Genomic DNA, 21,268 nt, shown 5'->3' on the forward strand with positions numbered 1-21,268 from the left:
TTCAATATAAATTCCACCGTTGTTTGTTTCATATCCATATAATTGTCTATTTAATTGATATTCATCTGGATTATTATAAATTACTATTGTTAGTACATCATCAGCGTTACCCGGTTCTAGCGCTTTATCATTACCAATTACACGGTGATATTGTGCCTTTACTTCTTTGGCTGCCCAATATAATTTCTTAATTTTTTCTTCTGTTACTTTATCTCCCGTCTTGAAGACAATTGATCCGTCATCAAATGTATATGTTTTAGGTAGGTATTGTCGTTTCCCTTCTTCACGTATTTTCTGTAGATCTACTGCATTTCCACTATAATCTTTTCCACCATAGTTTGTTTTCATTTGTTCTACTGCTACAAAATAAGGTCCACTTAGACGAGGATACAAGCTCATCGCTTGTGTAATAACTTCCAATCCTTTGTTTGAATTACTATGAAATTTCCCTAAACGACCTGCATAATAAATACCATTATTAATTAACCAACCATTTTCATTTGTTATATTCCCCACGAGAGCAATTCTATTAACCTCATTTATAAAGTTATCAATCTTTCCATACCACATTGTTTCATTAGGTTGCTTATTCGTATCCTGCAAATAAGACTGTATATCATAATCAATTCCTTTTATAATTTCATATATGGCTTGTCCTTTCGCATAATTGCTTACATACGTTGAAAGGTTATCATTATATTGTTTTAAAACATTTACTGCATACTGTATTGTTTCAGTATCACTAGAGGCATTACCAATTAATTTTCCATATGCAGCTACTACTCTATCTTGCTCAGCTGTACCTAATGTGAAGTTTGAATTTTTCGCAATCGCTTTCAATGCTGGTAAACACTTGTCATGGAAGCTTCTCTCTTTTAAATAACTTAATTCATTATTATAATATCCTACATAAAAAGCAGAACGTAATACTTCAACAAATGTTTCAATGCCCTTTGAGTTTTCTTTCGTAAACGTCCTTCCTCGTTGTCCTAATTCATTAATGATAACGTTCATGCGTTCTTTATTCTGATAAAATGCTTTCGTATCTTGATTGAATTGAAATAAATCCGTAATTTGATTCCAAGAAATTTTTGATAATGTATCAATGAGTTCGCTATTAGGCATTTTATTCAGTTCTGCCAGAGTATAGCTTTGCTTTAATTGAATTTCATCACGTTTCATAACCAGAGTAGGACGTTGTGAAAAATCTCCTATTTTTAAACGTTCTTCAAAAGTCAAAGTTTCGTCCGTTTTTGTAGCATGTACAATTTCATCTTTTGAAGTTTCTGTCCCCATTGGTTTCATCTGTAAGATATTATAGGGTGCTGTTTCTTCTGCTGATACCTGTGTTTGAATACTTCCAAATGATAATGCCATCGTACTAATCCCAATCATCATTTGGGTAAATTTTAAATTCTTGTTCATTACATTTCCTCCATTTATATATTCCATCCAAAAATATAACATTTTATCTTAATAAATCATTATAATATGTATTATTTCATATTTTATTACATGAATTTCCTTATAAACTGATATTAAATAAAATATTATAGAAGTTCTTTCTTTTTCATCCTTACTCATGAATTGGGTATATCTTTTGTTTGAAATTTACGGGTTCATCGCAAGAAACCAAACTCTCTGGCAAGATTTCATAAGATATTTGGTGATAAAAAGCTTTGGATTTCTTAAGCAAATAGTTGTAATTCAATGGATACAGAAATAGACATACAAAAACGTGATCTTTTCTTATAATTTTACAAAAAGAATAACGTATTTTTTTATAAAAAATACTCGTCAAAGTGTAAAATAAAAAGGGCTATCTCAGCCCTTTTTGTTTTATAAATCCTCTATATTATATTCAGTATATCCCTCATAATAGTAACTACTATTAATACTTTTCATGAATATTTCATGACTATTTATTTCATCTACTAATACATTTTGGAGTAAATGCTTAATCTCAATATCTTTAATTGGGCTGCGTTCCATTACAGTAAATAATCTTCTTTATCAATTTTATTGCAGTCGACCACCTGATGAAGTTCATTTTTAAAGATTAAATCTCCCCATATTCTTGTCGCTCTATCGTTTCCTTCTCTAAAGGGGTCGGCTATATTCATTTCAACTTAAAGAGAGTCTGTGTTTTGACACAAGCTCTTTTTTATTACATTTCAAATATATTCAACAAGGTGAGTCTTTTTCAATTACAGCAATATAGAAAAAAGTCTGGTTCTGATGTAAAAACTTCAAAATAACCGCAATTAATCTATAAAACTCGGACATACCAATGAAGAAGCATTCAAACGAATCCGGACTGTTTAAATTTGATTATAAAACTATTTTTCTCTAGCAAAATAAAGCAAGGCTATGGTCGGAAAAGCGATTCCTATCCATAATGTTAGATTCCATCCTCCTAAGGCATATGCCCATCCTCCAATAAAGGATCCAACAGCACCTCCTAAAAAGAATATAGCCATAAATAGCCCATTTAATCGACTACGAATTTCTGGACTCAACGAGAAAATTAAACGTTGGCTAAGCACAAGGTTTGCAGATACTCCCATATCCAACAGAATTGCAGCAATTACTAAAACAGCTATTCCTATGGGCGAACTACTTTGAATAATAAGTGGAAGTAATAAAGAAATAATAACAATAGTGAGAGCTATCCCAGTGGCGGGTCGTGTCCAGCCAAGATCAGCTAGACGACCACCTATTGGAGCGGCTATTGCACCTGTAATTCCGACAAGTGCATATAATGCTATGGCAGTCTGAGAAAAATGAAAAGCAGGACTAGATAATAATAATGGAACAGTGGTCCAGAATAAACTAAAAGCCCCAAATACACAAGCATGATAAATGGCGCGACGGCGTAAAATTGGAGTAGTACGTAGCAGTTGCCACATTGAATTAAGTAAGGCTATATAATTTGTTTTCGCCTTTGGTTTCCTAGTAGGGAGTACTTTCGATAATACAAACGCTAAAACAATAATTACAGTAGCAGATAAAGCAAATATTGCATTCCATCCCCACATATCGGCTACTAGACTAGATATCGGTCGCGCAAGCATAATACCTAATAACAGACCACTCATGACATTGCCAACTACGCGACCGCGTGCATTCTCCGATGAAAGATATGATACAAGAGGTACGAGTACTTGCGCTGCGACCGAACCCAGTCCAATAAAGAATGAAGCAATTAACAACAAGGTTGCGCTTTTTACAAAAACCATAGAAATGAGTGCAAATGCACTTAAAAATAACAATATAAGTATCAATTTTTTATTCTCAACAATATCCCCCAAAGGCACAAGAAATAATAAGCCAACAACATATCCAATTTGAGTTAGCGTTACAATTAATCCAGCGCTACTATTAGAAAGCCCAATTTCATTACTAATTACCCCAATTAAAGGCTGTGCATAATAAAGATTAGCCACAATAATACCACATGCAGTTGCTAAAAGAATGACTAAGCCTGATGAAATATCCTTATCAATTGCTTTATTTTTAAAATTAGACATAACTATTTCCTCCCATACTTTTATTTCAAAATTACTAAATCACCTTGGCAAGTACTACTGCGATGCCATTTTTTATTGTAATAAATTAAGTTTGAGCTACTTTCCATTCTGCTTTTAAAAGGTCCAATTTCTTCTCTTTTTTATCCCCCTTTTCTAAATGTTTTAGCAATTTAATTTGTGATTTTTGGAACCTAAATATATCCATAACATTACAGGATGTTAGTTAGTTAGTTAGTTAGTTAGTTAGTTAGTTAGTTAGTTAATTAATAAACTAAACGTTCAGTTTATTAATTAACTAAAATATATACTAAACGTATAGTTTATGTTTTGAAAGGAATGATTAATGTGCAAGGTAAAAGAGGTCGACCACGTAATATTGAAACCCAAAAGGCCATACTTTCTGCGTCCTATGAGTTATTATTGGAAAGTGGCTTTAAAGCAGTCACAGTCGATAAAATTGCAGACCGTGCTAAAGTCAGCAAAGCTACGATTTATAAATGGTGGCCAAATAAGGCTGCTGTGGTAATGGATGGTTTTCTTTCTGCTGCTGCTGCTGCTAGATTGCCTGTACCTGACACAGGTTCAGCATTGAATGATATTTTAACTCACGCTACAAGTTTAGCCAGTTTTTTGATCAGTCGAGAAGGAACTATTATCAATGAGTTAGTTGGTGAAGGGCAATTTGATTCGAAACTAGCAGAGGAATATCGTGCTCGATATTTCCAACCACGTCGACTGCAAGCAAAGCAACTTCTGGAGAAGGGAATTAACAGAGGAGAATTAAAAGAAAACCTCGATGTTGAATTAAGCATCGATCTCATTTACGGGCCAATTTTTTATCGGTTGCTAGTAACCGGTGAGAAGTTGGATGATTCCTATGTACATGACTTGGTTATAAACGCATTCGAAGGGATACGTTTGAAGTAATTAACATATAAACAAAGATTTAGATTTCCACTGTTTCCTATACTGATGTAACTTGTATTAACTTAATAAATAAAGTATCTAATTTTTTAAAACTGTTGTATATGGGATCGTCCCCGTATGCATCAGTTTTAAAACAGGATTAATCAACAAGCTAATCACGCTTCCTTTTTGATTTTTTGCAGGTTGTAATGTTTATTAGTTATTCATTTTTCATTTAAAAATAGATTAAAACCACATAAGAACCCTGAATTTGTATTGTATACAGTTTACCTATTCTAATTAGTTTTCATAAAATATATTCTGTTTACACAGGAATGGATAGGTTTTAATCTCTTCTGAATCTAAGGTTTCATCAAATAAATGAATGGCTGTAATTTGTCTACAATCGTAGGTATGATAATAATATGTACCAGACTCCATACACATTGTGCTTGTATAGATGGTATTGTCTAATATCCCTTCTTCTGTGATTACTCCACCCTTAGGAACTTCGCAATTTGATAAGATATGAAAACCGGCTGATATTCCCTCTTCTTTTGAATCGTGATATATTTTAGATGTTGATATCATTGGATTTAAGCAATAATTACTTAAAAAATTAATAAATAAAAACCCTCCACAGCTGCAATTCTATCCTCATTTTTATTAACCAAATCATACTGTAAATCATTTGTGAGCACTGCATATTTCATAATAATCCTACCTCCAATTAACTAAGAATTTAATTTTTCTAAAATACAATATCCATTATCCCACCAGTAGTAAGAATATGTAAAATATTATTTTTTATCTGAATTTTCTAGATGATTTTCTGAAAATTAATACCTAATAGGACTCTATTTCCTATTAGGTATTAATTTAACGCTTTTTATTTTGAATAATCACTCATATGTAATTAAAGTTTTTCACTCTCTGTAAAAAATGATTTATGTTCTACTGGAGAAGAAAGCACTATTAAGGTTGTGGGCTTTCCATACTCTAAGCACAAATTAATATAGTCTTCGAGTGTATGTACAGATTCCGTCACTACCTTTGTTAGATAACTATACATACCGGCAATACGGTGACATTCAACCACATCCGAATGTTCCATTGCAAACTTTTTATATTTATTGCAATCCCTTGGTTCCATCAAAACAAACGCAGTAATATGTTTTTTTAATTCTTTCGGATTAACAATCGTGCGATAACTTATAATTACCTCCTGTTCTTCTAGTCTTCTAACTCGCTCTGTAACAGAAGGAGAACTCAAACCTACCAGTTTTCCTATTTCAACCATACTTAAACGTGCATTTTCCTGAAGATGAGAAAGAATCTTTAAATCTGTATCATCCATTGCTTGGCCTCCCCTTGATTAATTAAGAAAATATTTAATAATTCTTAAATTCTTTAAGAAAATTATAATTAATACATAAATTATAGCATGTTATCTTTTTTTTTAACTTTATATAATTAATATCAATTAACGAAAGAGAGGCTGAGAATCTTGACACAACAATCATTGAAACGTTCAATTACTTGGGTACAGGGGACCGCATTAACCATCGGAGCTGTGTTAGGTTGTGGAATCCTTATTTTACCTTCAATTACTGCAAATAGCGCTGGACCAGCTTCAATTTTATCTTGGGTTATCATGTCTATATTAGCTTTTCCTATTGTAGCGACTCTAGCGCGTCTTGCTAAAATGATTCCTAGTGCTGGAGGAATTACAGCTTATGTTCAAATGGCATTTAATGCAAATACAAGTGCCATCCTAGGCTGGATTATGTTAGGTTCTATTCCTATTGGAGTACCTATTATTGCTTTAACAGGTGCCCATTATATTGGATATGTTTTTCCAATAAGCAATCTTAGTGTTATAGGAATTGCAGCATTAATTTTAATTACCTCTTTGCTCCTACATATAAAAGGGATAGAACTATCGTCAAAAGTTAGTGTGTTTGTAATTTGTATTATTTCACTTTTAATAGTTGTCGCTGTTATCGTTTCTATACCATATGTAAAATTAAGTTCTTTTACACCATTTGTACCAAACGGGTGGTCTTCCGTTGGCGCTTCTTCTGTAATTATCTTTTTCTCCTTTGTAGGGTGGGAAATGATAACCCCATTAGCTGAAGAATTTAAAAGACCTGCTAAAGATATTTCCATTAGTTTATTTTTAGGAGCAATTTGTATCTCCATTATGTACATTGCTATATCTTTTGTAACAATAGGTACTCACTCATATGGTGATAAGAATCAGATAGCTTCCCTTAGTATTCTAATATCAAAAGGATTAGGACCAATAGGTACCTATATAACAACTATCTTAGCAATTTTCATTTCGTTTAGTGCTGTACATGCTAACATTGCAGGTTTTTCAAGGATGATTTACGCTCAAGCTAGAGAAGGACATTTCCCTTCCTTCTTTGCTAAGTTACATTCTCAATTTCAAACTCCAACTAGGGTATTACTAGTTTTAGGAGGAATTTTTAGTTGTATTTTAATTTTTTATGGTATGACACGACCAAATTTAGAAATGCTTCTTAAAGGTCCTAGTGTAATATTTATTACCTCATATATTTTTACAATGCTAGCTGCTCTTAAATTATTAAAAGTGCGTGATATTGGTTGGTGGATGGCCTTCCTATCTCTAATTATATGTATTATTGTATACTCATTTAGTGGTTGGGCTATTTTCTATCCAGTTATCTTATCAATTATTGGTTGGATTTATATAGTTATAAATAAGAAGTATAGTACTATAACCAATCATCAAATAAATATATCAAATGAAAATTAGTTTCTACTCCTATAAACTCATACCATAGATTATATACTGTTATTAGCACTATCCAGGTTGGAATAAGTACAGTTTCAGCTGACTTATAATTAGATCAATGTAATTTAATAAAATATGAATGATTAATAGAAGTTATTTTTCATCTTTCAATTAACAACCCTTTTTTATAACGTACCTCTGCAAAGAAACGTTATAAAAAAGGGTGATTGATTATGTGCAGACCCTCTTTCCCCTTACTTCACATATACATAAGTTTCATTTGCAATTACAAAGTAGGTTTTATCCTTACTGTTGTATATTTTATATTGTAGCGAACCTGCACCAAAACAGTATAAATATAGGTTCTCGTGCAGTTTTTTTCAAACTATAATAAACTCCGGAAAACCAACTAAGGAGCATAATAGATGAGATTTGTTAAAGAAAAGTAGTTTGAGAAAGATAATATGTCTGATATTCTAAAGGAACGTGGTATTTCAATTTATCCAACGACCATTATGCACTAAATTCGTGAATATGAAAATTTTATCCGTTATATTTGAAAAACAGCATAGCAAAAATACATTTAGAAATGGATGAACTATATATAAATGTCAACTAATCTATGTAGAAAAACGTTCACTTAATTGTGCATAAAATTACTCAACTTCGAGAGCTAAGTGGTTCTTGAGGGATGATAAGAATATCTGTAGATGCTTCAAGGTAACTACATAATGGTGTGAGTTATATACTTACAATTTCGGGTTAAACCATACACATAAAACAACTAACTCCTTTGCTCAATATTTTCTTTAGCTAGGTGTTCTAGAGCACAAGGAAATATATGTCGTTGCAATTTCCCACTTAACTTAATGTCTAGTTTAGTGTACCACCTCCAATTACTGCGTTACTTTTCGGGTTCAATTCATTATATTTTCTACTTTATCTTTATACTCAACATATTCTTTCCCTTCTATCACCGCAAATTCATCCTTTAAAACCATTTAACCCACATGTTTGCATTAACCACTCCACATATAGTGATATATTTTATGCTACCTAGCCTTATCTCCCCTTCATTACTTCCTCTTCAAGTTGATTTCTATATGTAAGCATAGCAATTATCTTTGTACGATTTTTTTCATCAGATTCAAATTGCTCAATTGTTACGTCACAACGAATCGTATCCCCACTAAAAACAGGACGCAAAAATTCAAAATTCATCTTACGAGCTAATACGTTATAATCACCGCCGATTTTTGTAGGAAGTGTTGATGTTAACAGTCCTTGTACAAATCTCCCTTGCTCATCTGGTGTAACATGGTGCGCCCCCTCATCTCTAGACACCTCTGTGAATAAAGCAATATCTTCTTTCGTAAAAGTTCGTTCAAAGGTGATTTTTTCGCCTACTTGCAATTTCATTAGTCCCCCTCCTCAAAAACACTTTTAAAATAAGAAAAACCGAAACTATAATCGTTTCGGTTTTTCAAAACTGTAGAAGTCTATATTTACTTTAAAGAATGCACAAACAACCCGCTGCGCAGCTTCGGTTCAAACCACGTTGATTTTGGCGGCATAACTTCTCCAGCGTCTGCGATTGCTAATAAATCTTCCATAGATGTCGGATATAATGCGAATGCTGCTTTGTATTCGCCGCTGTTCACAAGGCGTTCTAGTTCTTCTAGCCCGCGTATTCCGCCTACAAAATCGATACGTGAATCAGAACGCGGATCATGTATTTCAAGCACTTGGCTTAATAAATGGTCTTGCAGGATAGATACATCTAAACCTCTAACAAGATCATTCGCATCAAATGTTTCTTCTTTCACAGTAAGCTTATACCACTTCTTATTTACATACATACCAAATGATTTGGGCTCATTTGGTTTATACGGAGAAACAGTTGCTTCTTCTACATAAAAGTACTGCGTAATTTGATTTAAAAACTGTTCCTCTGATAAGCCATTTAAATCTTTCACAACTCGGTTATAGTCCCAAATCGATAATTCATCATGAGGGAATAGAACCGATAAGAAGAAATTAAATTCCTCTTCTCCTGTGTAATTTGGATATTGTTCTCTTCGCATAAGTCCTACTTTTGCAGCTGATGCAGAACGGTGATGCCCATCTGCAATATAAAGATTAGGAATATCTTCAAATGCGTTTACTAAAGTCGTAATTACATCTTCATCTGCAATCTTCCACGCAACATGCTTAACACCGTCTTCTGCTGTAAATGTATAAATTGGCGCATGCTCTTCTTTCCAGCTTCTAATTAAATGCTTTACTTCATCTTTTGTACGGTACGTTAAAAAGATAGGACCTGTATTGGCGTCACACACATCTACGTGGCGAATACGATCTAGCTCTTTTTCATGACGTGTTCTTTCATGTTTTTTAATTGTATCATCTTCATACTCATCAATAGATGTACAAACAACAAGACCTGACTGCGTTCTTCCTTGCATCGTCAGTTCATAAATATATAGCGCTGGCTCTTCCTCTTGTATGAACACTTCTTCTCGTATAAATTGCTTTAAATTGTCGCCCGCTTTTTCATACACGCGATCATCATACGGTGACAGTTCAGGATCTAAATCAATTTCTGCTTTATCAACATGCAAGAAAGAATATGGATTCCCTTTTACAACTTCCCTTGCCTCTTCACTATTTAATACGTCATACGGTAAAGCTGCCACTTGTGCCGCTTTTTCCTCTACTGGACGAATGGCCCGAAACGGTCGTATTTTTGCCACATTCCTCTCTCCTTTACACAATCATTCGAACGGCTACAACACCTGTAATTTTGCTTATATTTTCTACAATATTCTCTTTTATTATATCATCAATTCCGTTATCGATATCAATCATTGTGTATGCCCAAGAATGTTTACTACGATTAATCATATCGGCAATATTAATATGATGTTCCGCTAAGCATCCTGTAATTTGCCCTACCATATTCGGGACGTTTTGATGCATAATTGTAATTCGTTTCTTTCCGATATACGGCAATTCTACGTTTGGATAGTTTACTGAATTACGAATATTTCCTGTCTCTAAATATTCACGTAATTGGCGTGCTGCCATTACTGCACAATTTTCTTCTGATTCAGACGTAGATGCACCAAGATGAGGCGTTGCTGTTACATTTTTCATCTTTATTACATTTTCATTTGGGAAGTCCGTTACGTAATGTGTAATAATATCTTCTTCTAATGCTTTTTGAAGAACCTTTTCATCTACAAGTTCTCCTCTAGAGAAATTAAATAGACGCATCCCTCTTTTCATCTTCTCTATAGCGTGTTCTCCAATAATCCCCTTCGTTTGATTCGTAAGAGGAATATGCAATGTAATATAATCACACGTTGCAAAAATTTCATCAAGGCTAAATGCTCTTTGCACATGTGTAGAAAGACGCCAAGCTGTTTCAACTGAAATATAAGGATCATATCCAACAACGTCCATCCCTAACGCTAACGCATCGTTCGCAACTAAAGCACCGATTGCGCCAAGTCCGATAACACCTAGACGTTTCCCTGCAATTTCTGATCCAACAAATTGTTTTTTTCCTGATTCAACAAGCTGTGGTACTTCTTCACCCTCTAAGTTTTTCGTCCAACTTACACCATTAATAATGTTACGTGAAGACATAATAAGACTGGCAATAATGAGTTCCTTTACGGCGTTTGCATTTGCCCCCGGCGTGTTAAATACTACAATTCCTTTTTCTGTACATCGCTCGACAGGAATATTATTTACACCAGCGCCAGCTCTTGCAATCGCCTTTAAGTCTTTTGAAAATTCTTCTTGATGTAAAGAGTAGCTACGAAGCAAAATTCCATCTGGATGATTGATTCTATCTCCTACTTCATAACGTTCTTCAGTAAAAACTTGCAAACCTTTTTCTGCAATTTGATTTAACGTTTGAATACGAAACATATCCCCATCTCCCTATCTATTCTCAAGCTCAAATTCCTTCATATAATCTACTAATTGTTGTACGCCGTGTGCTGGCATCGCATTGTAAATACTTGCACGCATACCGCCAACTGAGCGATGTCCTTTTAGCGTAACGAAACCGCGTTCCTTCGCTTTTTGTAAAAACTCATTGTTAAGTTCTTCTGACGGTGTTGTAAATGGAATGTTCATAAGTGATCGATACGCAGGATCAACTGGTGAAGTAAACAATTTTGATTCATCTAAGAAATTGTAAAGAAGTGAAGATTTTATTTTATTTTGTTCTTCCATCGCAGATACTCCGCCTTGCTCTTTCAACCACTCTAGTACAAGTTTCGTTACGTAAATGCTAAAGGACGGCGGTGTATTATATAAGGAGTTATTTTTACTGTAAGTTTCATAATTTAACATTGTCGGACAAGAGCGATCTGCTTCCCCAATTAAATCTCTTTTTATAATAGCAATCGTTAAGCCCGCAGGTCCTAAATTCTTTTGCGCCCCCGCATATATAAGACCAAACTTCGAAACATCATATCGCTCTGATAAAATATTTGAGGACATATCCGCAACGAGCGGCACTTTTTCTACATGTGGAATGTCCACATATTTTGTCCCCTCAATTGTATTATTCGTTGTAATATGTACATAATCTAGTTTTTCATCACTTAATAAACCGTCCAGTTTAGGAATCGTAGTAAACTTCTCTTGCTCGGAAGAAGCAATCACTTGTACTTCCCCAACTTTTTCGGCTTCTTGCAATGCCTTTTTAGACCATGAGCCAGTTAGTACGTATCCAGCTTTTTTATACGTATTCATTAAGTTCAACGGTATCATAGAGAATTGTAATGACGCACCGCCTTGTAAAAATAAAACTTCATACTCATCAGGGATGCTCATTAATTCACGAAGTAAGTTACTCGCTTCCTCTATAATACTTTGAAAATAAGAAGATCGATGACTCATTTCCATAATAGACATGCCTGTCCCGTTATAATTTAATAGCTCCTTTTGCACTTTCTCTAAAACTGGCAAAGGGAGTATTGATGGTCCTGCTGAAAAATTATAGACTCTCTCCATTACCCTCATAACCTCCCTATTTCTCATCGGATTATTTTTTAAACTTTCTGAATTATAACCTAAAATATAATATGTGGTCAATTTGTTTTCTATTATTAGGGCGCAAGACGCGATGGAATCGCTTGCAAGTGCAGACTTTTTTATGGACATATAAAAAAGTGTTAAGTACATAATCGTACTTAACACTCTAATAATGAAAGAATAATAGCTAATCGTTCGTAAAGAACCGATCAAAAATTTGATAAATAGCAGAGAGACCAATGAGCCAATAAATAGTGTCCACAAGCGCCGGCATAGAACCAAACCATTTCTCAACTACATTGTAATCTAACGCTACAAATAACCAATTCAAACCGCCAAGAATCACCAAAATTACTGTAAGGTAAGACAAAAATTTCATTATGATTGCCCCCTAGGTGATAAGATGGTGAAAGGCCTTTCACTAGAAATATATGTAGTAAACTTTAAAACTTACCTATTTTATAAAATTTATTTTCTGTACCACCCGTTAATAACTGCCTCTGCTTCTTTACTATGTATTTGATACGCATGTGTACTATCATTAGAGCCAATAAACCAAATTGAAAAACCTTTAAAATATGGTTTCGGTTCTAATACATCGCGGTAAGCACGCCATCCATTTAATTGCACATCCTTCGAAAACACATTTGAAACATCTGGATTCCATGGATTTTGTAATCCAAGTTCACGTGCTGGAACGTTAAATCCACCGAAGTAAACTGGCTTTCCTGTTGCATTATGTAATTGTTCCAATTGCTGAATAACATTTTGCCCACGATTATATACTGTTGTCGCAAATAAACTTTGCTTCACTTCTTCATATGTTGGATTTCTTTTTCCTGAAACTTCAAACCAACTGTCTATGCTAACAATATCCACCTTTTTTAAATACGGGCGATTGATTTTCTCTTTAAACTTCGCTTCATAAGAAGGGTCCCAGCTTGCTGTTAACCACCAGTTCATTTGATACAAAACATTTCCTTTATACTGATTACGAACAAAATCAATTGTATCGCTCCAGTATCCTTCTGCATACTCCATATTCACGAAATTAGAAGCAATCTTTAGTCCATACACATTGTATTTACTTGTAATGGAATTAAAAATATCTTGCAGAATAACCGTCTTCCAATTCCAGAAGAAATCATTAATGTTACTTGGGTTCCATTCTGTCTCTCCAACATTCCCCTGCTGAATATACGGGAACGGTTCCACTATAACTTGAATATTACGCTTTAATAATTCTTGAATTAAAATAATAGCTTGTTGCTTTTGCGCTTGATTAATTACCATGTTCGTAGAAGTCACATTTGGGATATCTACTTGAATCGGTACATTTACTGTATTTAAATTTAAGCGCTCTACATCAGCTAATACTTTCGCTACATTTCCAACTTCCCATACTGTTACGTTTCCTGATTTGATTTTTCCAGATTGAACAGTATTTACATCTGCCTGTACATTTCCTTGAAAACAAAAAGAAAACAACATAAGAAACACTCCTAAAAAACTTATTAAACTCTTATTTTTCTTCACAACTTTCCCCCTATAATTTTTGGCTTTCTTGATTATTTTATACAACGTTTCATATATATTCCACAAAAAATCCAATAAATTTTTATTGATAAAAATGCTATTCATCCTTTATTCACATCTTACTCATACTAAGCTCCTAAAAATAGTAAGATAAATAAAAAAGGAACGGATTTCCGCTCCTTTTTTATCTTTTTACAATTATCAATCCATTTCCCTTTTAGGCTCTACCAACATGATATGGGATTCCTTTTCAGTGAAAGGTTTATGCTCAACGCCTCTCGGGACAATAAACATCTCGCCTTTAGAAATTTTCACCTGTCCATCACGAAAATCGATGAACATCTCCCCTTCAAGCACAATAAATAGCTTATCTGTATTAGGATGCTCATGCCATATAAAATCTCCATTAGCTTTAAAAAGCTGAATTTGATCGTCATTCATTTCACCAATCACTTGTGGATACCAATAATCGTTAATTTTAGATAACTCGTCATTTAGTTTAATAGGTTGGTAATGGATAATAATCCCTCCTCACTTTCAAATTCCACTATATTACAGTAATATAAGTAAAAAAGTCGTTATTACGCTTAAAAAGAAAATGCTCCGGCCAGAACTTTTCATTCAGATAGTACAAAGGAGTGATTTCAATGAAAGTACTTTCAATCCAATGTTTCCTTTAACTCTCCATAAGTATAGAACAGTGATTTTCAAATAAGAATGGACCCCTGTTGACATTAGTATGGATTATTGATGAACTTCTCGCGATATTTAGTAGGCGAAATGCCAACTCGCTTCTTGAAAACTCTACTAAAATAAAAAGGGTCTGCGATTCCAACAGCCTGCGCAATTTGTTGTACAGGCACATCACTTGTACATAACATTTTTTGAGCCATCTTTATACGATAGTTCAATAAATATTCTGCTGCCCCCATACCTGCATGCTTTCTAAACACGTAAGAAAGACGATTTCGATTAACATTATTTTGTTCTGTAAGTGTATGAATTGTAATATCTTTATAATAGTATTTACGAACGTAACTAGATATTCGTTCGAATAAAGTATGCGACTCATAATTGCTTTCTCTATTGAAAACACTTAATAAAGCTTCATTCAACGCTTCGCGAAACAGCATTTCGGTCTGAAACATCGAAATGCCTCCACGCTGATTATATACATCCCAAAGACGCATAAGTAATTCGACAAGACGAGGAGATTGTCCTGTTAATAATTCAAAATGCTGATGAGTAAAGCCAGAGTCTTCTCGTTCTGAATTGCTTATCCGATATAAAACAAGAATATATTCCCAGTTTATTTCACCAAGCATTTTATGGGCTAATGTCATTTTTGCACCCCCATGTATAACTTTTCCTGGGGAAAGAGTATACGGCGTACCATTAAATTGAAATTGCGTCTTCCCTGTAATTGGAAATACAAATCCAGGGAAAGAATCTGTAGACTCAGCAAAAGGCACACCTGGATTTTTAGCATAACGATATACTCCTTCTACTCGGAAAGGAGTATTGGCAAGATACTCTGCTAACTCATTCACGTCTAACTTCACAATACACGCCTCATTTCAATAATAGTTTTCTTGTAATTCGCGAGATTAATTGGTGTACATTCTGGGAAACGCTAAACTAAAAATAGTACATACAACTTAACAATATCTGATTATTAACCTATAAATATATTGTTTTTCATTTATTGACCAAAGTATCCTCCCTATATTATTGATAATGATTTTCATTGTAGTTTGATAAAAAAACATTTGTCAAGTTGGCTGGCCTAGAAAAATGATGAAACAAGGGGGATAGAGGAACAGTTCTGTTGCAAATAATACCTAGTCTTTGTTAACTAATTCCCCTCAAAACTGGAATGATCATGTTAATAGTTGTAATGACTTTATTAGTTACAGCACTTACAGCATGTGGAAATAATCGTAATCCTGAAGAAGTTGCTACAGCGTATTTCGAAGATGGAAACAGCCTACTATCAAATTAAATGATAGTAGGCTGGCTGTTAAAATTATTTAAGAACTTGGTTATGTTCTAAATGATAAGCTTTCATTATCAAAAAGAGTATTACTAGTTCCCTCCACAAACAAAAACACCCTATCACTTCGGTTCTAAATTTAGCACCTTCCCCTCTATCCCCTCCGTATTCAATGTAGTCGTATGATACGTGCCATTTACCCAATCATCTATTTGATCGTGATACCAATCGCTTCTAAAATGGCCCGACTGTCCTGGCCCTACGATATGATAACCGTTTGACATATCTTTCGTATCAATAATGAATCTCCAAGACGCCCCGTGATTTACAATGCCGTTTTCGCCGTATATCCAATCTCGTATTGTTGCCGTTCTTTCGCTTTGCCACTTACTAATATACCTTTGCTACCATATGAATAATCCATATAGTCCTTTTTCTCCGTTTGTACCGCTTTCGGCTTTTGTGTTTCAGCTTTTTCAGCAGCCCCACAACCTGTAATAAGACTGATTGGCATAACCACTATTAATACTAATCTAGTAAATTTCTTTATCATTTGTAACCAACCTCATATATTTAATGTAAAACTCCATTTATTACTTCTATTAAAGAATAACATGATACTAAGTAAACAGAACGAAAGATAACATATTATTTACATACCCACTCTTTAATGAAGGACCAGGCCATTTAAACCTAGTCCTCCATAACTTTAACTTTGCTTCACATACTTAATTGTATGAAATGACGTCTCATTAAATAATTGCAAGTTTTCCCCATCATAATCTTGAACTTTATATGCTATTTTCTTTTTTTGAATTGTATCTTCTACACCGTCTACTAAACGTTTATTGAGATGTAAATAGATTGTAAAAGCTTCCTTATCATATTCCCAAGTGCCTTCAATATAATTCTTTTTATTTGGATACTCACCTTTACCATACGTTTCAAATGTCTTATCACCTTTTAGAATAAGTGACATAATGAAACCGTCTGTTCCTTTGAATCCCCAATTACCGATTAATTCCGTACCATCTTTCACATTCTTCATAACGTTATCCGTATTAATTCCAGCTTTCTTATCTAACTCTTTCAAATCTTTCACAGATACTGTACCGTCACCGATTTTAATATCCCCTTCAAGATCTTTGAATGCCTTAAGCCAGTAAATATCTCCTTCTTTCACTAACTTTTCGGATTTCTCCATTAACTCTTTATCAGTCTTATCGCCTTTTTCTCTTTTTTCTTTTCGGGTGAATACTTCATTTATTAAAGAAAAAGACTCTCTAAAATAACCAATTGCTTTTTCAAAATCTTTTTGTTGTTTTACATACTCTGTAGGGGGATCTATCGACTCAAATTTATCTAACACTTTATTTAATTCTTTCACACTATCTACTATATCTGATTTCTTTTTCTTACCGTCAAAAACATCTCTTGTAATATTGTTATGCTCCGCAAACAACTTATCAAACTCTACCCCTAATTTATACACTTTATTAGGATAGTCTTCCTTTGAAACTTTTTCTTTCTTACTATTAGACTTCGATTCTTTTACTTTAGACTCTTCCGTTTTCTCCTGTTTAGAAGTGTTCGTTTTCTCAGAAACTCCACAACCAAATAACAACATGACCGGAACTGCTACCCCTAGTAGTTTCTTTGCATTCATGACTGATTTCTCCTTCTACTTGAATAGATTACTCTTACTATACCCATCCTCTTTTTTTATCTTGTAATTAAAGTTACAACTGCAATAACTCCTAAAATTGGTCCCCAATATTCCATTTTTATAAAAAATAGCGAGTGTTTTTTGTTAAACATAACTTTTTCACCAGTTTCGGCATCTATATAAACTTTACCATCTGGCTTATTAATATATTTACCTAAATACCAAGACATAACCCCTGATATAATAAACATTACCGCCATTGGCCAACTATGGTCTTGAAAATATGTAGCGTCCCCCGTTATAGATCCAAAGATAGCCTTACCCAAAAGAGTATTAATAATTACAATAATTGCGACTAAAAAACCCCAACCAGACCAAATAATCATTTATTTCTCCTCCTAAAGCATACAACTTTGTGCTTTATGTTAATTTGAACTGCAAACGAAAACGTTTAAAAAACCGAATATTCAGACGTTAATAATTATATTTAGCTTACATTCGATTCTAACTTTAATGTTCTAAATGCAAATGAACCAGATATAATTTGTAAAATTGTCGGAATAAGTAAAAAGAATAATGACATAAATAACATAACTATAGGAATCACAATCATACAAACTCCATAAACTTTATTATTAACCTTGTTTACTAAACACGATAAAATGAACAACCCTATTTGAACCGTTAAAATAATAGAGTAATAAGCTAAAAGTTCGTAATCAACACCTTCCATAATATTAAACGCTACAACTATTAATATTATAGAAATAATAATTCCCAAAATGCCACCAATTAAACCTAATACAAATTCAGGCGTTCTTTTCAATTCAATCCCCCTTTTATGAACCACTAACTGCTTGTATATTTTTCCCATTCACCATCATACCAAATATTCATTGGAAAAACTATACAAATGTATTTTTTATTCTACTGTACTTTGCTTCTAACTATAGATAGTTTGTAGCAGTCACAAAATCAAAAGCTTCAAAATTACTAACCGAATTGTCATACTGAAAATTATAAATTAAAACGATAGAATTATAGGATTTCTTTAATTTAACTACTTCGTTAATTCGAGATAATATTTTATCATCATATGAACATCCCTTTAATAACATAGAAATGTCATCACTTGCTTCTTCTAACACTTCCTTTTCAATAAAATCTTCATCTACATCAATCATATCTATATTAAAATCAACAAAAAATCTTGCTGGTATAGAGTCTCCTTCTTCATCATACGTAACATCTATATATGTATCCAACTGATCTTGCGTTTGCATATTACCGAACCATATTGAAACCATTCCGTGTACTTCCATTGTAGTTCTCCTTTATTCTTTATCTTGCAGAACCAATTTTATAACTTACTGACTACTTTAAAAGTCGAGATTTTTATAAAAACTATTTCTTCTTTCCTTTCAGTCAAATAGGATTATTCGGAAATTCATTGTCATACTTATGAATTAGCTCTTTATCATTTTCATCAATTGGTACTTCACCTAAGTATTTATGTTTCCAAATAATCATCTGATCACTAAAACTATATTCTGTATCGAACCAATTTGTATAATCGAAATGCATGTTAAATTCCCCACTATGTTCCAGAGACATTGTAAAAGAGTACCAAAGCTCTTGCTGATTATCTTTGAAAACATTTCTTAATTCCTTACTCAATTTATATAAAAAATCTTCTTTCCTTTCAAACTCCTCTTCATCAACTTCGTATTTAAAAGGAATTTCTACACTATACTTATAATTTTCTTTATTTCTGAAATTGTTATAGAAAAAGTAAGTTCCCCCTCCAGCTTCTGATATTTGTGCATAAAAATAAAATTTCTCCCATTCTTCTGGAATCATGGCATAAACCGTTTCCGCTATCTCTCTATATAATCGATTCAATTTTATTTCCAATTAAATTCCCCCTATTTAATTTTCATCACTTACTTTTTCTATATTATACCATTCTTTTAATTAGCTCTTTATTTACACTAAAGTGTAATGTAGTTCATCTAAAAATCAAACCAAGTTTCGATGCCTTTAGAAAGTAGACATACCTCTTAAATACAATTAGTATTAAAATAAGAAATATGAAAGACTTAAAAAGGCTCTTACATGAAGGAAGGAAGTGCACAACTTTGGATTTTAAAACAGTTATGCAAGAACTTGAGGCTCTAGGTAAGGAACGAACGAAAAAAATATACATATCTAACGGCGCCCACGAGCCAGTTTTTGGCGTAGCTACAGGCGCTATGAAACCAATCGCTAAAAAAATAAAAGTAAACCAAGAGTTAGCTGAAGAACTGTATGCCACAGGCAACTACGATGCTATGTATTTTGCAGGGATTATTGCGGATCCAAAAGCTATGAGTGAGTCTGATTTTGATCGCTGGATAGACGGGGCATATTTTTATATGCTATCTGATTATGTAGTGGCAGTAACTTTATCGGAGTCAAATATTGCGCAAGACGTTGCTGATAAATGGATTGCAAGTGGGGACGAGCTTAAAATGTCTGCCGGCTGGAGTTGCTACTGTTGGCTTTTAGGAAATCGCAAAGACAATGAGTTTTCCGAAAGTAAAATTTCCGATATGCTTGAAATGGTGAAAGATACAATTCATCATTCTCCAGAACGAACAAAATCCGCTATGAATAATTTCCTAAACACCGTGGCAATTTCATATGTACCACTACACGAAAAAGCAGTCGAGGTTGCAAAAGAAGTTGGTATAGTTGAAGTCAAACGTGATAATAAAAAAAGCAGTTTGCTAAATGCTACAGAGAGTATTCAGAAAGAACTTGATAGAGGAAGACTAGGTTTCAAACGTAAGTATGTAAGATGTTAAAAGTATGAAGGTGTCAATCTAGGAGAGATTGACACCTTTTTTGTGGACATTATTAGACTAACGGAGCTGCAAGTTAAAGGGAACCAATCATTCATCTCCCACTATACATCTCAAACTTCTTCTTTCAATTTATATACCCTATCTCTTTTCTCATCATCTTTGATAAAAATAAGTTTTCCTTCTGTAACAAAACCTTCTAATAGTAAACATACTTGTCCATATGCTTTAGGCTTATTCGTAGTAAATCTTTCATCGGGTATTTTACCAGATCGTATTAATCGTTCACATAGCTCAAGCGCACTTATTTCTTCAGAATTAATTAATTCTAAAATATCTTTTTGTAATGGTGATAAAGGGACTGGTACCTTACATACCTCAGCTACCTCCACCTTTTCTTTTTCTTTTTCTTCTTCAAATAAATCTTCAAATGAAATTTGATTCATTACATCTGTTCCTTTCTAACGATTGATTTGTATAATATGAACTGAATCCTATAGCGTATTTATTATTATGTATTACTTACCTTTTTTCATAAATCTCAAACTCATGTACATCGTTTCATATAGTATGTTTTGATTATACCAAATATACGTTCTGTTTTCTATTGTAGAATTTTCATAACAGAAATGAAAGTAATAGTGAACATTTTTCTTCTCTTTAGTTGTATAAAAAATCACGTAAAAAGTTTACATAATAAAATTATAGTGCTCTGTTAAATTTCTACGCTAAAACGCAAAAAAACACTCGTTGCCTTTAATCGACAATCGAGTACTTTAAGTTCATCTATTTTTAAGTAGCATAAATTGGTAAGTTTTGTAGTAACAGTATGACACCTTTTACATGTCATGACAACTACTACGTTAAAACTTACGAGTTTGTACGAGTTCGTTAATTTAATATACATTCCATGCGTTTATATTCATCACACAGTAAAATGTCATCTCGCCTAAGCTC

Annotated in this window: 19 protein-coding genes and 6 pseudogenes; 3 read left to right on the forward strand and 22 right to left on the reverse strand. The window is 33.4% G+C overall.

Going from position 1 to position 21,268, the window contains the following annotated elements:
• The 3 genes and pseudogenes from colA to ACTFSL_RS18600 form a co-directional block, all read right to left on the reverse strand.
• Nucleotides 1-1,425: pseudogene (colA, locus tag ACTFSL_RS18590) on the reverse strand (collagenase ColA); the annotation flags it as partial.
• Nucleotides 1,426-1,839: 414 nt separating this feature from the next.
• Nucleotides 1,840-2,129, reverse strand: a pseudogene (locus ACTFSL_RS18595) (protein adenylyltransferase Fic); the annotation flags it as partial.
• A gap of 210 nt (nucleotides 2,130-2,339) precedes the next feature.
• Entirely contained in the window at nucleotides 2,340-3,530 is a 1,191-nt protein-coding gene (locus ACTFSL_RS18600) for an MFS transporter (protein WP_242259283.1), read from the reverse strand.
• Between the two features lie 345 nt (nucleotides 3,531-3,875).
• Between ACTFSL_RS18600 and ACTFSL_RS18605 the strand changes: the two genes are divergently transcribed.
• Nucleotides 3,876-4,457, forward strand: a complete 582-nt coding sequence (locus tag ACTFSL_RS18605; protein ID WP_410988301.1) for a TetR/AcrR family transcriptional regulator — start codon at nucleotides 3,876-3,878, stop codon at nucleotides 4,455-4,457.
• A 279-nt stretch (nucleotides 4,458-4,736) separates the two neighbouring features.
• Here ACTFSL_RS18605 and ACTFSL_RS18610 read toward each other — a convergent pair.
• From ACTFSL_RS18610 to ACTFSL_RS18620, 3 genes and pseudogenes are all read right to left on the reverse strand, one after another.
• Nucleotides 4,737-5,000 (reverse strand): annotated as a pseudogene (locus tag ACTFSL_RS18610) (linear amide C-N hydrolase); the annotation flags it as partial.
• Between the two features lie 65 nt (nucleotides 5,001-5,065).
• Nucleotides 5,066-5,149, reverse strand: a pseudogene (locus ACTFSL_RS18615) (cysteine hydrolase); the annotation flags it as partial.
• Between the two features lie 203 nt (nucleotides 5,150-5,352).
• A complete protein-coding gene (locus tag ACTFSL_RS18620; RefSeq protein ID WP_000342842.1) occupies nucleotides 5,353-5,793 on the reverse strand; it encodes an Lrp/AsnC family transcriptional regulator in 441 nt (146 codons plus the stop codon).
• 150 nt (nucleotides 5,794-5,943) lie between these two features.
• Here ACTFSL_RS18620 and ACTFSL_RS18625 point away from each other — a divergent pair, with 150 nt between their 5' ends.
• A complete protein-coding gene (locus ACTFSL_RS18625) occupies nucleotides 5,944-7,239 on the forward strand; it encodes an APC family permease (RefSeq protein WP_061457465.1) in 1,296 nt (431 codons plus the stop codon).
• A gap of 1,041 nt (nucleotides 7,240-8,280) precedes the next feature.
• Here ACTFSL_RS18625 and ACTFSL_RS18630 read toward each other — a convergent pair.
• The 15 genes and pseudogenes from ACTFSL_RS18630 to ACTFSL_RS18700 form a co-directional block, all read right to left on the reverse strand.
• Nucleotides 8,281-8,637 carry an enoyl-CoA hydratase gene (locus ACTFSL_RS18630; protein ID WP_440042184.1) on the reverse strand — a complete coding sequence of 119 codons (357 nt, stop codon included), beginning with the start codon at nucleotides 8,635-8,637 and terminating at the stop codon, nucleotides 8,281-8,283.
• Between the two features lie 86 nt (nucleotides 8,638-8,723).
• Nucleotides 8,724-9,971 carry a DUF1015 domain-containing protein gene (locus ACTFSL_RS18635; protein ID WP_001989074.1) on the reverse strand — a complete coding sequence of 416 codons (1,248 nt, stop codon included), beginning with the start codon at nucleotides 9,969-9,971 and terminating at the stop codon, nucleotides 8,724-8,726.
• Between the two features lie 13 nt (nucleotides 9,972-9,984).
• A complete protein-coding gene (locus ACTFSL_RS18640) occupies nucleotides 9,985-11,157 on the reverse strand; it encodes a 3-phosphoglycerate dehydrogenase family protein (protein WP_000488489.1) in 1,173 nt (390 codons plus the stop codon).
• Nucleotides 11,158-11,169: 12 nt separating this feature from the next.
• Complete coding sequence (serC, locus tag ACTFSL_RS18645) at nucleotides 11,170-12,252, reverse strand: 3-phosphoserine/phosphohydroxythreonine transaminase (protein ID WP_001989075.1); 1,083 nt, start codon at nucleotides 12,250-12,252, stop codon at nucleotides 11,170-11,172.
• 208 nt (nucleotides 12,253-12,460) lie between these two features.
• Nucleotides 12,461-12,652 carry a DUF378 domain-containing protein gene (locus ACTFSL_RS18650; RefSeq protein WP_000670804.1) on the reverse strand — a complete coding sequence of 64 codons (192 nt, stop codon included), beginning with the start codon at nucleotides 12,650-12,652 and terminating at the stop codon, nucleotides 12,461-12,463.
• A gap of 89 nt (nucleotides 12,653-12,741) precedes the next feature.
• Entirely contained in the window at nucleotides 12,742-13,809 is a 1,068-nt protein-coding gene (locus ACTFSL_RS18655; RefSeq protein ID WP_135277223.1) for a glycoside hydrolase family 113, read from the reverse strand.
• Between the two features lie 201 nt (nucleotides 13,810-14,010).
• Nucleotides 14,011-14,250: a cupin domain-containing protein gene (locus tag ACTFSL_RS18660; RefSeq protein WP_000997182.1), complete on the reverse strand. Its 240-nt coding sequence runs from the start codon at nucleotides 14,248-14,250 to the stop codon at nucleotides 14,011-14,013.
• A 293-nt stretch (nucleotides 14,251-14,543) separates the two neighbouring features.
• Complete coding sequence (locus tag ACTFSL_RS18665; RefSeq protein ID WP_000762815.1) at nucleotides 14,544-15,371, reverse strand: helix-turn-helix transcriptional regulator; 828 nt, start codon at nucleotides 15,369-15,371, stop codon at nucleotides 14,544-14,546.
• A gap of 553 nt (nucleotides 15,372-15,924) precedes the next feature.
• Nucleotides 15,925-16,152, reverse strand: a pseudogene (locus ACTFSL_RS18670) (penicillin acylase family protein); the annotation flags it as partial.
• Nucleotides 16,149-16,355 (reverse strand): annotated as a pseudogene (locus tag ACTFSL_RS18675) (hypothetical protein); the annotation flags it as partial. The pseudogenes ACTFSL_RS18675 and ACTFSL_RS18670, both read right to left, overlap by 4 nt.
• Before the next feature lie 156 nt (nucleotides 16,356-16,511).
• Nucleotides 16,512-17,468 (reverse strand): DUF3994 domain-containing protein, encoded by a 957-nt coding sequence (locus tag ACTFSL_RS18680; RefSeq protein WP_440042187.1) that lies wholly within the window; start codon nucleotides 17,466-17,468, stop codon nucleotides 16,512-16,514.
• A 56-nt stretch (nucleotides 17,469-17,524) separates the two neighbouring features.
• Complete coding sequence (locus ACTFSL_RS18685) at nucleotides 17,525-17,854, reverse strand: hypothetical protein (RefSeq protein ID WP_000587854.1); 330 nt, start codon at nucleotides 17,852-17,854, stop codon at nucleotides 17,525-17,527.
• A 101-nt stretch (nucleotides 17,855-17,955) separates the two neighbouring features.
• Complete coding sequence (locus ACTFSL_RS18690; RefSeq protein ID WP_000831724.1) at nucleotides 17,956-18,294, reverse strand: DUF4064 domain-containing protein; 339 nt, start codon at nucleotides 18,292-18,294, stop codon at nucleotides 17,956-17,958.
• 121 nt (nucleotides 18,295-18,415) lie between these two features.
• The gene (locus ACTFSL_RS18695) at nucleotides 18,416-18,790 is read right to left on the reverse strand and encodes an immunity 22 family protein (protein ID WP_440042189.1); all 375 of its coding nucleotides are present in this window, start codon (nucleotides 18,788-18,790) and stop codon (nucleotides 18,416-18,418) included.
• Between the two features lie 103 nt (nucleotides 18,791-18,893).
• Nucleotides 18,894-19,382 carry an antitoxin YezG family protein gene (locus tag ACTFSL_RS18700; protein ID WP_098584282.1) on the reverse strand — a complete coding sequence of 163 codons (489 nt, stop codon included), beginning with the start codon at nucleotides 19,380-19,382 and terminating at the stop codon, nucleotides 18,894-18,896.
• Between the two features lie 224 nt (nucleotides 19,383-19,606).
• On the opposite strand from ACTFSL_RS18700, the gene ACTFSL_RS18705 reads away from it, so the two are divergent.
• On the forward strand, nucleotides 19,607-20,314 hold the full coding sequence (locus ACTFSL_RS18705; protein WP_440042191.1) for a DNA alkylation repair protein: 708 nt from the start codon (nucleotides 19,607-19,609) through the stop codon (nucleotides 20,312-20,314).
• A 110-nt stretch (nucleotides 20,315-20,424) separates the two neighbouring features.
• On the opposite strand, the gene ACTFSL_RS18710 is transcribed toward ACTFSL_RS18705, so the two are convergent.
• Nucleotides 20,425-20,757, reverse strand: a complete 333-nt coding sequence (locus tag ACTFSL_RS18710; RefSeq protein WP_440042193.1) for a DUF3895 domain-containing protein — start codon at nucleotides 20,755-20,757, stop codon at nucleotides 20,425-20,427.
• Between the last annotated feature and the right edge of the window lie 511 nt (nucleotides 20,758-21,268).

Source organism: Bacillus cereus group sp. MYBK108-1 (assembly GCF_051917185.1).
GTDB classification, from domain to species: Bacteria; Bacillota; Bacilli; order Bacillales; family Bacillaceae_G; genus Bacillus_A; species Bacillus_A cereus.